Genomic DNA, 13,261 nt, shown 5'->3' on the forward strand with positions numbered 1-13,261 from the left:
CTCAGTCGTCGATGGTGGCGATCACCTTCAATTCGATGGCGATCGGCGTCGGCAGGCAGTTCACTTCCATCGTCGTGCGTGTCGGCTGGTTCTCTGCAAACGCTTCCGCATAAAGTCGATTGAACGTAGGGAAGTCGTCCTGCATGTGCGTCAGGAAGACCGTAACATCGACGATCCGATCCCAGCTACTGCCGGCGTCCTCCAGGACCGTGCGAACGTTCTCGAACACCGTCCGACACTGGAGTTCGATGTCGTGGGCGAGGATCTTGCCGTCCTGATCGAGCGTGACCCCGGGGATCGACGCGCTCCCGCGAACCCTGGGCCCGATTCCTGAGAGGAACAGGAGGTTGCCGACCCGGCGGGCGTGGGGGAACGCGCCCACCGGTTCCGGGGCGCGCCGGCTGACGGTGCGTTCGTCATCGGGTGTGGGTGTCATCAGAGTGGCTCCGGTGGGATGGAATCGTCCAGCTTCAGGCAGACGTTCTTGGGCTCCGTGAAGAACTCCAGGGCCTCGCGGCCACCCTCGCGACCCACGCCACTGGACTTCATCCCGCCGAACGGGACTCTGAGATCTCGGAGCATCCAGCAGTTGACCCAGACGGTGCCGCTGTGGAGCGCGTCGGCGACACGATGGGCGCGATCGAGGTCGCGGGTCCAGACCGACGCGGCGAGACCGTACGGGGTGCCGTTGGCCAGCGCCAGGGCACGGGACTCGTCACGGAAACTCTGCACCGTCAGAACCGGACCGAAGATCTCCTCGTGAAGCACGCGGCAGTCGTCCGGAAGACCGGTGATGACGGTGGGCTCCAGGAACGCACCGTCGCGAACCCGCGGAGGCAGATCCTCCGGTGGCTTGCCACCGCAACGGATCACGCCGCCGGCCTCTTGCGCAGTCTCGATGAAGCCCTGGACCTTCCGTAGATGATCGGCGGAGATCAACGCCCCCTGGGTCGTTCCGTCCTCGAGCGGGTCGCCGCACCGTAACCGCTTCGCGTGCTCGACGAGACGGTCGACGAACGGTTCGTAGATCGCCTCGTGGAGCAGGAGTCGGGATCCGCAGAGACAGATCTGACCCTGGTTACTGAAGGCGGCGCGAGTCGCCTCGGCGGCGACGCGATCGATGTCGACGTCGTCGAAGACGAGGGTCGGGTTCTTGCCACCCAACTCAAGAGCGACCTTCTTGAACTGACTCGCCGCGCTCGTCGCGATCGCGCGACCGGTGATCGTGCCACCGGTGAACGAGATGGCCGGGACGTCCTTGTGATCGACGATCGCCGCTCCACAGCCGGCGCCGTGTCCCTGAACGATGTTGAGGACTCCGGGTGCGAGCCCCGCCTCGCCTGTCAGCTCGCCAAGCATGAAGGCCGTCGTGGGTGTCAACTCCGACGGCTTGGCGACCACGGTATTTCCGGTGGCGAGGGCCGGTGCGATCTTCCAGGTCAGCAGGTAGAGCGGCAGGTTCCACGGCGAGATCAGGCCGGCGACGCCACGCGGTCTTCGCAGTGTGTAGTTAAGCGCGCTCCGATCGATGAGATGGGCCTGATCCTCTCCGTGCAGGATGGCATCCGCGAAGAAGCGAAAATTCGTGACGGCCCGCGGGATATCGACGGTGCCGGCCGCGGTCAACGGCTTTCCCGAGTCCTCGGACTCCGCCCGCGCGAAGTCGTCGATCCTGCTCTTTAGCGCATCGGCTATTCGATGGAGTTGTCGTGAGCGGTCGGCGGCCGGAGTTGCGGCCCAAGCCGGGAACGCCCTTCGTGCCGCGTCGACTGCTCTATCGACGTCCGCCGCGTCACTGTCGGCGACCCGGGCGATGGTCTCGCCGGTGGCGGGGTCGACGTTGTCGAGCCAGCGATCCGCCTTCGGTGGGGTGGCGCTTCCATCGATCCAGTTGACGATTCGTTTCACGTTTGCGTCTCTCCCGCCTGCGGTCGGATCTCGCGGCCCGATTCTAGCCGATCGAGCGGCGCCTCTCGGAGAGTGAGGCACAGCAGATGACGGTCAGCGCGATGAGCAGCCCGGGAAACAGGGCGATCCACCACGCGTGGGGCAGGCTGGCCTGACCGGATCGGATCAGGTTGCCCCACGAGGGCGTGGGCTCCTGCACGCCCAGCTCGAGGAACGACAGAGTCGCCTCGAGGAGGATCGTCTCACCGACCCGCAACGTCGCCTCCACCCCCAGTGCGGTCAGGGCCGCGGGGAACAGATGGAGGATCCCGATGCGCCAGCGCGGGAGGCCCGCCGCACGGGCGGCCTGGACAAACGGGGCGGCCGACTGACGAAGCATCTCTCCCCGAACCAGACGCGCGGCTGTCATCCAGCTCGTCCCGCCCAGCACGAGGACCGTGGTCCAGCCACCGGGGCCGTAGAGGGCGACCAGAAGCATCGCCAGGAACAGACGTGGCACCGTGAGGGTCAGGTCCGTGAATCGCATCAGCAGGCCGTCCAGAAAGCCCCCGCCCAGCCCCGCGATGCCACCGATCAACGCGCCGAGTCCCAGGGCCAGAGCCGCCGCCAGGAGCCCGATCATCAGGCTGGCTCTTGCGCCGTAGAGCAGACGGCTCAGCAGGTCTCGACTGAATCGATCGGTGCCAAGCCAGAAGACCTCGTTCGACACGTCCGCCGGGGCGACCGCCACCAGCAGCGTCTGTTCCTCGCCACGCCGGATCATCAGTCCCTGTTCCGTCGGTTCGTAGGTTTCGAAGAAGAGCTTGTCGCCGTCGGGGCGCTCGACGCTGAGCAGCCTTGTCAGCGGGGGGCGTTCGCGAAGTAGACGCGGGTCCTGATGCTCGGTGGGGTTCCGCAGTCCGAGGTATGGCGCGAGCGTCGCCACCCCCGCCAGGAGTGCCAGGCAGCCCCACGCGAGGTTGCTTCCGATTCGACGTCGGCTCATGTCGATTGCTTCGATCGGATCCGGGGATCCAGGAGCAGCATGCCGACGTCGGCAAACAGGTTTCCGATGACCACGAGGACCGCCGAGATCAGGGCCGCGGCCATCACCAGCGACGGGTCTCGGGCCTGGATCGCGCGATAGGTGAGAGAGCCCATCCCCGGCCAGCCGAAGATCACTTCCACCACGAGGGAGCCGGACACCAGGATCGGCAGCGAGAGCCCGAGCAGATTGACCACGGGGAGCAGCGCGTGGCGAAGGGCGTGCCCGGTCAGGAGACGTGACAGTCCGGCGCCACGGGCGCGGGCCGCACGGATGAACGGTTGGCTCATCGCATCGAGAAGACCGGTTCGTACGAAGCGGGTCAGCGCGGCCGCCGAGGACAATCCCAGAACCAACGTCGGCAGGGTCAGGTGCCAGACGAGATCGAGTCCACGGCCGACGGACGACATCTTCTCGACACCGACGGCGTGCATCGACGACGCGGGGAACCAACCGAGACGGCTCGAAAAGACGACGATCGCCATCAACCCCAGCCAGAACGTCGGCAGCGAGTAGATCGTCCAGCTCATGCCGCCGAGAAGACGATCCGGCCAACGGTCCCGATAGGCGGCAGAGAGCCAGCCGAGGAAGACCCCGAGTGCCAGCTGGAGGATCAGGGCCGAGCCGGCCAGCAGCAGGGTCGGCGGCAACGCCTCGGCCAGCGCACGCGAGACGGGCCGGCGGAGGGTCGGAGACCAGCCGAGGTCGCCGACGGCCAACCCCTTGACCCATGCTGCGTAACGTTCGATGGGCGACCGGTCGAGGCCGTAGGCCCGCTCCACACGATCACGAACCTCGGGTGGGACCGGCGCGTCGCCCAGTAGGGCGTCGGCCGGGCTACCGGGTGCGGTCTCCAGCAGGACGAACAGGAGAGTCGCGACGGCCAGCGCGATCGGGATCGCCAGCAAGAGACGACGCAGGATCAGACTCGCCAAGCGATCAACCTCCGTCGCCAGTGACCCAGAATGATTCGAGGTGGGCGTAGGTGTCGAACGTGTCGTTGAGCGTCACGCCCCGGACCCGCCCGCTCCACGCTGCGACCCGTTCCTTCTCGAACAGGAACGTGTACGGTTGGACCTCGCGAATCGCATGCTGCAACTCGCCGGCGGCGACTCGGTAGCCCTCGTGATCGGTGGCCGCGTCGAGGCGATCGAGGATCGCATCCACCTCCGGGGACTCAAGGGCGACGAGGTTGAATCCATCGGGGAAGCGACGCTTCGAGTGGAACAGACCGGTGAGTTCGATCTTGCCGGAGAAGTTCCATCCACCGAGGTACGCGTCGTAATCCCCACCGGCTACCTGTCTTCGCAACGCACTCAGTTCGACGGTACGGATCTCGATCTCGACACCGACCGCCTGAAGTTGGCTCTGAATCCGGATCGCCGCATCGGAGCGAATCCGATTGCCGACGTTGGTCAGGAGCGTGATCTTCAACCCCTCGACCCCGGCTTCGTTCAGAAGCGTACGCGCGGTCTCCGCGTCGGTCGGCCAGGGTCCGGCCGACCCGTCATGGGCCGAGTGGGACGAGGGGACGGGACCGGAGGCGACGCGGCCATAGCCGAACAGCAGCGTATCCACCAGCTCTTCACGATCGATGGCCATCGTCAGGGCCCGTCGGACGGCCGGGTTATCGAGGGGTGGGCGGGCACCGTTCCAGCCGATGTAGTCGTAGTTGGGAAGTCGGTAGCCGCCCACATCGATGCCGTCATCCGTCGCGAGACGATCGGCGGAATCCTGTGGGATGCCATCCACGAAATCGATATCGCCGGATGTGAGCTGCTGCATCAGGTTGGTGTCATCCGGAACGACACGAACGACCACCTCGTCGAGGTACACGTCATCGGCGTTGTAGTAGGAGGGGTTGCGGACGAGGCGGACCTGTTGGCCGATCGTATGGTCCGCCCGTCGGTAGGGACCGGAGGCGATGTCGACCGTGGACCAGTCGTGGGTCTTCCAGTCGACCAGCGGGATCGTGCCGTAGACATGGGCGGGGAGGATTCCGCCGTCGATCGCATCGGCAAGCATGTCGGGATAACGCTGGCTGAAACGAAAGACGACGACCTCGGGGGAGACGACCTCGACGTCGTCGATGAACCGCTTGCTGGCGGCCGAGCCCCAGCCGACGTCCGCGGAGGTCTGCGCCTGCCAGGTGAAGCGGACATCCTGGGCGACGATCGGTTGTCCGTCGCTCCATGTCGCGTCTCGCAGCGTGAAGGTGATGGCCGGTTCGTCCTCGTCGATGGACCACGACGCCGCCAGTAACGGTTCGACCGTAGAATCGTCGAGGATCGACGGGTCGGTGACCCGCGCCAGCGGAAGGTGGATCCGTCGCAAGACCTTCAACGTCGGGGCGTCGGCATTGAGGTACTCGTTCCAGGTCTGAACATCGCTCTTCGAGCCGATCACGAGGGTGCCACCCTTGCTGGGCGTCTCCGTGACGGAGGCGGGTGCTTCCGTCGTCGGGCTGCAGCCGAGCAGCGAAAGGGTGAGCAGGCATCCCAGGGCCCACGTCGAGGTTCGTGTTGCGGAGGTCATGGAGTTACTCCTCGTCATGACGGGTTTCGTGTTCTTGGGCGGTGGTAAGGATGGTCTCGACGGGTATCAACGTCCCACGATCGATCCCCGGGCAGAAACCGGCGAGGTCGTTCCAGCGCTTTCGGCTGGTCAGATTCTCCGGCCAGAACGGGAAGGTTCGGCACTGGGTGGGTCGGGACTCGTAGATCGAGCAGCGCGCGCCATCGAGGAACGGGCAGTCCGGTTGATCCATGCGGAGAATCAGATCGCCATCCTCGACGGCGGTATAGCGCTCGCAAAATGCCTCGAGCGAGATCCCGAGGTGTCCCGATATCGCGACCGCCTCGGCACTGTCCAGATAGACGTAGCTGTAGTTGTCGTGATTGCGACAACAGTCGCCACAGTCCGATTGGCACTCGAATCGTAGGCCGTCGTCAAACCAGGCCCGCCGATTGTCCGGGGAGGCTCCATCGCTCATCGTCGGCAGTATACCCGCGTCAGCCGCCGACGATCGGGAGCTTGATCCGGAATACCGTGCCGCGATCGGCCTGACTCTCGACATCAATCGTTCCCTGGTGGGCCTCGACCGACCGTTTGACGATGGCAAGACCCAGGCCCGTTCCGGAGGACTTGGTGGAGAAGTACGGTTCGAAGAGTCGTCGCCGGACTTCATCACTGAGACCGACGCCGCTGTCCTCAACCTCGATCACGACCTGATCGGCCTCCTGCAGCGATCGGATCGCCAGGCGCCCACCGTCGGGCATCGCTGCCAGGGCGTTCTCGATCAGGTTGACCAGCGCACGGGACAGCACGCGGGCGTCGACCCGTATCTCGGCTGCGGTGTCGTAACTCTCGGCAATCTCAATACCCTCCGGACTGGCGGAGCGGTAGGGTGAGAGGGCTTCCCGGAGGAACTCATCGGAGGCCATGCGATGCAGGGTCAGGTCCGGAATCTTGGCGTAGGCGGAGAATTCGCCCGCGATCTCGTAGAGGTTGGTGACCTGCTTGCCGATGGTGACGAGACAGGCCTCGACCGACGGCGAGGGGAGAACATCGGAGTCCTTGAGCAGGCGCGCGAGATGATCCGCCGATAGCTGGATCGGCGTCAGTGGATTCTTGATCTCATGGGCGATCGCCCGAGCCATCTCCGCCCATGCCTCCAACTGATTGCTTCGCATCAGGTCGGTGACGTCATCGAGCAGGAGCAGCGCGCCGACCGCCCCTCGATCGTCACCCGGCAACGAGACCCGTACGCAGCGCACGCGTCGCACACCATCGGGGAAGTCCAGATCGACCTCGAACGGGACGCCGTCGTCTCGCGCAGGTTGGTCCAGTCGCTCGCGAAGTGTCCGTAGCGCCGGGGCGGCGAGAAGCCGATGCAGCGGCAGCGGATCGCCGTCCGGCGGCGGCTCGCCGACATCGAGCAGCCGCTGGGCCGCAGGGTTGAGCGTCACGATCCGCCCGCGGTTGTCGGTGGAGATGACACCGGTGGTGGCGTGGCGCAGCAGCGTCTCGACGTAATCCCGTCGTCGCTCGAGATCGGCTCGTTGTCGTGATAGCGAGACCGCCATCACATTGAAACTACGGACCAGTTCCGCCAGTTCGTCCTCGGTCTGGGCCTTGACTCGTGTCTCGTACTCTCCCGCCGCCAGCCGATGGGTCGTGTGGACCAGCTCACGGACCGGTCGCGAGACCGAACGGGCAAGACGCGACGCGACGACCGCGAGCAACGCGAGGAGTGTCACCGTCGCGAGCAGGATCAGGTCACGGACTCGTTTGACCGACCGTCGGATCTCCTTCTCCTCGTAGATCATCGGGACCGCAACGATCAATTCGCTGTGGGGGTCGGCGGTGCGGACCGGGGCGAAGGCTACGGGGACGGTGATGGATCCCAGGGACTGTTGCCTCAGCGTGCTGGACTGTCCACCATCGACCAACGCGTCGTGGATCTCGCGTCGAAGCAGTGACGGCAACAATCCGCCGTCGAACAACTCTCGCTTCGAGCTGGCCACCAGATTCGCGTTCTCGTAGACGTGGATCTCCTGCCCCACCACCGGACGCAACCATTGCAGGATCTCGTCGTTGATGGTGGCAACGTCGTAGCCGTCGTCGAGGTCCGGTGGCGTGAGGTAGTCCTCGAGGATCCGCTGGGCCGCCGCGACATGCCGGGTGGCGCTCTTGCGGAGGTCCCGTTGGCCGTTACGTTCGAGCACGGCCTGCATGACGATGGCGAGCCCCAGCAGCGGCAGGATGGACGCCACCAGCATCGTCGTCAGAAGTTTTCGATAGACCGAGCCGGTAAACCAGCGACGGAGCTCACGTACGCGCCAGGTCGGACCCTTCCGTGGCCAGAAGTCCGTGATGATGAACAGAAAAACCACGGCAAGGGCCAGTCGAACCACGCCGGCCAGCCGTTCGATCGTCGTCCGCTCCGGTAGCAGGAGGAGATGAAGTCGACCGCTCTCTTCCAGCGCAAACCCGCGATAGTCTCGCTCGCCCGCCGAGACCGCAACCTCCTCGCGGGAGAGACCCGCTTCGCGAAGCTCTTGACTCCAGGCGGGCGCCTCGTCGACGCTACTCATCACCATCGAACCGAATGTGTCGTAAAGCACGTGCTGCGGCCCATCGCGAAACGCGTCGCCGATGGCATCCATGAATCCCGTACCGAGGGCTTGGAGATAGGGGCGGGCGGCCGGTTGGAAGGGGAGGTTCTCCGGTTCGTCCAGGATGTGACCCACGACGCGACCCAGACGCTCCCCGTCGCGCCAGACCGAGGTCTCGCCGTGCAGCAAGGCCCGCGAGCGCGAGACGGCGTCGACGTAGTCTTCCTCGTAGACCAGGATCGGGGCGTCCTCTGCGGACTCCAGCGCTTCGCCTCGTGGTTCGATGAACAGCGGCAGATCGAAGCCGAACTGACTGAAGCGTTCGTCGTTGACGTTGTAGAACTCCAGCGAGGACTTGTAGCCGCTACTCGCCAGTTCGCTGCGCATCCAGAAGTGATAGGCAAGAAACGTCGTGCGTGAGCTTCGCGGGTCGCTGGAGGCGTCGGTGTTGCGGAAGTGATCGCGAACGCCCTCCAGGGCTGACGTCAGTGCCGCCGACCGCCGAACATCCTGTTCGACGATCTGCGGAGCGACCTCGGTTCGCAGGCGCTCCAGCGCCAGTCCGTCACGCCGTGCTTGCAGCGAGATCATGACGCCGGCGGAGAGCACGACCGCCAGCACGACCGTCGCGCTACGTCGACCGCTGCCAATCCGTTCGATGAGGCCGCTGCCGGTGGCGGCGAGGAGGAGTCGGCAGATCGCCAGGATCCACAATGCCAGGGACGCCACCAGCAGGCCCTGAGCGTTGATCGGAACCGGAGGGCCGCTCTCGAGGAGCCAGATGCGGGCGTCCTCCGCCAGCGTTCGGGTCAGCCACCACAGCGTGCCGCCCAGCCCGAGTGCGAGGACCGCGTAGAGTCCCCGCACGACGGCTCCGTGAAGGGACCGTGTCTGTCGGAGGAGGATCCGCACCAGCAGGTAGATCGCCAGGGTCGTCAGGAGTAGATCGGCCGGAGACGCCATCAGCGTGCCGAGGGGAAAGACACCCCAGAGCCGTGCGGAGCCGAGATCCCTGGGCAGCAGTTCGAACGGGGAGCGCGCAACGGCCAGCCCGAGGCGACCGAAGACGATCACCGCCAGCGGCCAGCCGACGCCGACCCAACCCAGTCGCCAGCCACGCATGATCACGATGGCGAGCCCGCCGACGAGGAGCGCGACCGCAAGGGCCAGGGACTCGCGAACGCGAAGCTCTTTCTGGAAGGCCGCCGGGGTGGGCACGACCCACACGTAACCCAGGTCGTTGCCGGCCGGTGTCGTCAGAAGTGCGCCGGCACCGTGGGCCTCGGGGTTGTCGGCGTCCGCCTCACGACTCCACGGCGTTGGGTCGACCATCGGGTCGGCATCGGTGTCGTACCACCGAATCTGTAGGTTGGTGTCGCGTCGTAGGGGGCGCGGGAGGTTCGGAGCGAAACGACGGGCCGTCAGGTTGGAGTCCAGGATCCAGGTGGCCACGAGGGTTTGTCCGTCGACATCCCCTCCGACCGACAGGATCAACCGGGTGAGGATGCCGTCCTTTCGCACGCGCCCATCCCTGTCGGCCGATGGGATCGACGGGTCGTCGAGGGTCGCCGGGTTGCCCCACCAGGCGACTCGAAGACCCCGACGATCGAAGAGCGCCATCCCTTCCAGTTGCCCGGCGAGGGGGCCCTCGATGACGGGGTCCGCGATCTCCGTGTCGTCGAGAGGCGGTGCGGCAAGCACGTCTCGCATGGCCGCAAGTCGTTGATCGATTTCACTACGGACGTACAGGGCCGTGTCGTCGGCCCGTCGTTGTGCATCGACCTGACCGGGCCAGGTGGTCACCAGGATCAGCAACACGACTAGCGGGATGATGACGACGAGCGCCAGCTGGATCGCCAGTGGGCGACCCGCGCGTTCGGTCATGGGGCCTCTTCCCGCAACTCGCGGACCACCCAGCGGTCCCGTTCGCGCTCGAGATGGAGTCGCAGCGTCGCCGGTCGGGTGACGCCCTTGTGATTGGTGATCCGTGCGGTCGCGTCGACACGCGCGAACTGTTCGGTGGGGGCCTCAACGGCGATCACGGTGAAGCCGTCTACCGAGCCCTCCTGAAGGAACGTCCGCAGGAGGGTCACGACCTGTTGGGAGCTATAGAACCCGTGTTCGCGACCGACAAGACGATCCAGTTGCAAACGCACACGACCGCTGGTGGGGAAGTGTCGGGCGAGGGAGCGCGTATCTGCGGACTCCAGGGCCTGCCCGAAGGATGTCGCGGCGGACCGCGCGGGTGCACCTGCTTCCTCCGCGGAGACCGTCAGCGCCAGAGACGTCAGCAGCAGAACGACCCACACTCGGCCACGCCAACGGCGGTGGGAGGCGGCGCGATCTCCAGGCTGTAGGCGGCAAGTCACCCAAAGAGGATAATGTCCAGGTTTTTAAAGTGTCAAACCGGAGCCCGGGACTTGAGCAATCCTATTCTGTTGTTGAGCGCCGGTGGACTCGACAGCTGTGTCACCGCTCATCGACTGGTGACACACGGCTTCGAGGTTCACGCGCTCCACTTCGAGACCGGGTTTATCCCGGAGAGCCGACGAAAGACCCTGCAATGCGGGGCGTGGGAGCGGCTGGGCGTGACCACGACGACCGTTCTGGATGGACGGGCGATCTACGCGCGGGGGTTGCGACAACCCGGTGGCGGCCCGTCCGAGCCATGCCTGGACGGTCGAGTCCAGATGTTGAGGCAGGCGGCCGCCGAGGCGGAGCGGCGGGGCATCCGCTGGCTGGCCACCGCCGACGTGGTCGGGCAACGCCGGACGGATCAGACGCGACGACGATTGCTGCAGATCGATCGTGACGCAGGCGTGAGCGGGCGGGTGGGTCGTCCGCTGGCCAATCATTCGCTACCACTCGAGGATCCGATCTTCGATCGTCTTCCACGGTCGGAACTCCACGGGACCTCCCGGCGGTTCCAGCTTCGTTGGGCCGAGACGACGGAAGGTGGCCCGTGGCCGGCTCCACACGCCGGTTGCTGTCGCCTGGCGGATCGCGGCGTGGCCGTTCGCGCACGGGATCTGTTCGCCCACACTCGGGCGCAGCCGACGGACGACGAGCTCCTCAGCCTGTCCCTGGGTCGCCACTACCGGCTCGGGCATGCCGCCAAGGCGATCGTTCCACGGAACCATGTCGAAGGGCGGCAGCTGGAGGCACTGTTTCCCGCCGCCCTGCGCGGCTGCCTTCGAGAGGCCGCCGGGCCGTCGGTCTATCTGTTGGGGGACGCCGGCCCACGGGTCCTTCGCGATCTGGCGTCGCTGGTGCTGGGGGTCCATCGACGCCCTGCTGGGTCGACGGCAACCGTCACGATTCTCAAGGATGGATCGACGGACACCCTCGTCGGAACCGCCCCGGAGTCGGCCGGCGTGGAGCTCTGGAGGGTGTAAGGGGGCTGTGCTATAAGTTCGGGGCTTTGCCACGACCCGTTGGGGCGTTAACTCAGCGGTAGAGTGCCATCTTCACACGGTGGAAGTCACTGGTTCAAATCCAGTACGCCCCACCAACGGTGGTAGAGCAGGACCAGGGGTCCATGGGCGGCTAGCTCAGCTGGGAGAGCGCGGCGTTCGCAACGCCGAGGTCGAGGGTTCGAGCCCCTTGCCGTCCACCAACCCGACCTCTTACTTCAGGGTCTTCACCAGCTCACCGCTCAACAGCGCGTCTCGCGCGGTTTCGATGTCGCCGCTGAGGGCGCGGTCTTCCTTCACCAGCTTCACGCCGATGCGACGTAGACAGTCCCTCGCAGCCTCGACACCGACGCCGGCGCGATGCGGGCGTCGATGGTGCAGGGCCTGCGCCGCACACTGCCACTCGATGGCCAGGACCGTCGCCACATGCTCGACGATCGTCGCCGCCTTCCGTGCGGCATGCGCCCCCATCGAGACATGGTCTTCCTTGCCCGCCGAGGTCGGTACCGTGTCGACGCTTGCGGGATGGGCCAGCACCTTGTTCTCCGAGACCAGCGCCGCCGCGGTCACGTGGGCCATCATGAACCCCGAATGGAGTCCGGGATCCTTGGCCAGGAACGCCGGTAGATCGGAGAGGGCGGGGTTGAGGAGTCGCTCGATCCGTCGCTCGCTGATGGTCGCCAGCGAACAGACCGACGTTCCCAGATGATCCAGTGCCAGGCTGACCGGCTGCCCGTGAAAGTTGCCACCGGAGACCATCTCATCCTGATCGATGAAGACCATCGGGTTGTCGGTGCTGGAGTTGACCTCGATCGCCAGCACCTGCTGCACGTAGTCCAGGCCGTCCCGCACGGCCCCGTGGACCTGTGGGATGCATCGCAGGGAGTAACAGTCCTGCACCTTGCCGCAGTCGATGTGGGTCTTGACCAGTTCGCTCTTGCGAAGCAGACGGCGGAGGTTGGCCGCAGATTCCCGTTGGCCCTTCTGGGGGCGGGCGTCATGGAGTCGTTTGTCGAATGCACGATGGGAGCCCAGCAGCGCCTCGAGGGTCATGGCACCGATGGCGTCGGCGGCAATCGTCAGTCGGCGAGCCTGCAGCAACGCCAGGATGCCGATCCCCGACATCACCTGGGTGCCGTTGATGAGCGCCAGCCCCTCCTTGGCCTTCAGCGCGAGTGGCTGCAGGCCGACCCGTTTCAACGCACGGGCCGTGGGCATCCGCTTGCCCTCCAGGAACACCTCGCCCTCGCCGATCAGCGTGACTGCGATGTGCGCCAGCGGCGCCAGGTCTCCCGACGCGCCGACACTGCCTTTCTCCGGGACCACCGGATGGATGCCCTTGTTCAGGTAGTCCAGCAGTCGACGCACCGTCTCGACTCGAAGACCCGAATGGCCACGGACGAGACAGTTGGCGCGTAGCGCAAGGATGGCACGCACCGTCCGCTGGGGGAGGGGGTCGCCCACGCCGGCACAATGGCTTCGGATCAGGTTTCGTTGGAGCGCGTCGAGGTCCTTGTCGGCGATCCCGACGTTGCTCAGATGGCCGAAGCCGGTGTTGACACCGTAGACCTGCCCGCCACCGGCGATCGCGTGTTCGACGACCCGCCGGGACTCCCGCACGAGCTTGACGGCCGACGCCGACAGGACACACGGTGCGCCATCGGCGATCCGCTCGACATCCGTGAGGGAGAGTCGGCTCCCATCGATTCTGATGCGTGTGGCCATGGGGTTTCGTCCCTCAAAAACGGCGAGAAAACGCCCGCCGGGATGCTAGCACAGGGCCTCTTGGGCCGTGCTAA

10 protein-coding genes and 2 tRNA genes are annotated in these 13,261 nt (G+C 65.8%); 3 read left to right on the forward strand and 9 right to left on the reverse strand.

Annotation, left to right across the window (positions count from 1 at the left end; genetic code table 11):
• Position 1: 1 nt before the first annotated feature.
• From OES25_08490 to OES25_08525, 8 genes are read right to left on the reverse strand one after another with little or no spacing between them, the layout of a single operon-like run.
• Entirely contained in the window at positions 2–436 is a 435-nt protein-coding gene (locus OES25_08490; protein MDH3627682.1) for a RidA family protein, read from the reverse strand.
• Positions 436–1,908 carry an aldehyde dehydrogenase gene (locus OES25_08495; protein ID MDH3627683.1) on the reverse strand — a complete coding sequence of 491 codons (1,473 nt, stop codon included), beginning with the start codon at positions 1,906–1,908 and terminating at the stop codon, positions 436–438. Before OES25_08495 ends, OES25_08490 begins: the two co-directional genes overlap by 1 nt.
• A 43-nt stretch (positions 1,909–1,951) precedes the next feature.
• Positions 1,952–2,893 carry an ABC transporter permease gene (locus OES25_08500; GenBank protein MDH3627684.1) on the reverse strand — a complete coding sequence of 314 codons (942 nt, stop codon included), beginning with the start codon at positions 2,891–2,893 and terminating at the stop codon, positions 1,952–1,954.
• The gene (locus OES25_08505; protein ID MDH3627685.1) at positions 2,890–3,867 is read right to left on the reverse strand and encodes an ABC transporter permease; all 978 of its coding nucleotides are present in this window, start codon (positions 3,865–3,867) and stop codon (positions 2,890–2,892) included. The genes OES25_08500 and OES25_08505 overlap by 4 nt, the downstream gene beginning before the upstream one ends.
• A 4-nt stretch (positions 3,868–3,871) precedes the next feature.
• The gene (locus OES25_08510) at positions 3,872–5,467 is read right to left on the reverse strand and encodes an ABC transporter substrate-binding protein (protein ID MDH3627686.1); all 1,596 of its coding nucleotides are present in this window, start codon (positions 5,465–5,467) and stop codon (positions 3,872–3,874) included.
• Positions 5,468–5,471: 4 nt separating this feature from the next.
• Positions 5,472–5,924 (reverse strand): YkgJ family cysteine cluster protein, encoded by a 453-nt coding sequence (locus tag OES25_08515; protein ID MDH3627687.1) that lies wholly within the window; start codon positions 5,922–5,924, stop codon positions 5,472–5,474.
• Positions 5,925–5,943: 19 nt separating this feature from the next.
• Positions 5,944–9,933 (reverse strand): ATP-binding protein, encoded by a 3,990-nt coding sequence (locus OES25_08520; GenBank protein MDH3627688.1) that lies wholly within the window; start codon positions 9,931–9,933, stop codon positions 5,944–5,946.
• Positions 9,930–10,418, reverse strand: coding sequence for a hypothetical protein (locus tag OES25_08525; protein MDH3627689.1), 489 nt, complete (start codon positions 10,416–10,418; stop codon positions 9,930–9,932). Before OES25_08525 ends, OES25_08520 begins: the two co-directional genes overlap by 4 nt.
• A gap of 51 nt (positions 10,419–10,469) precedes the next feature.
• Between OES25_08525 and OES25_08530 the strand changes: the two genes are divergently transcribed.
• The 3 genes from OES25_08530 to OES25_08540 all read left to right on the forward strand — a co-directional run bounded on the left by OES25_08530 (position 10,470) and on the right by OES25_08540 (position 11,665).
• Entirely contained in the window at positions 10,470–11,444 is a 975-nt protein-coding gene (locus OES25_08530; protein MDH3627690.1) for a hypothetical protein, read from the forward strand.
• Between the two features lie 41 nt (positions 11,445–11,485).
• Positions 11,486–11,560 (forward strand) — tRNA-Val (locus OES25_08535).
• 29 nt (positions 11,561–11,589) lie between these two features.
• A tRNA-Ala gene (locus OES25_08540) sits at positions 11,590–11,665 on the forward strand.
• A gap of 10 nt (positions 11,666–11,675) precedes the next feature.
• Here the strand turns inward: OES25_08540 and hutH are convergent.
• Positions 11,676–13,187 (reverse strand): histidine ammonia-lyase, encoded by a 1,512-nt coding sequence (hutH, locus tag OES25_08545; protein MDH3627691.1) that lies wholly within the window; start codon positions 13,185–13,187, stop codon positions 11,676–11,678.
• Between the last annotated feature and the right edge of the window lie 74 nt (positions 13,188–13,261).

The organism is Acidobacteriota bacterium, from assembly GCA_029861955.1.
Taxonomy (GTDB): Bacteria; Acidobacteriota; Polarisedimenticolia; order Polarisedimenticolales; family Polarisedimenticolaceae; genus JAOTYK01.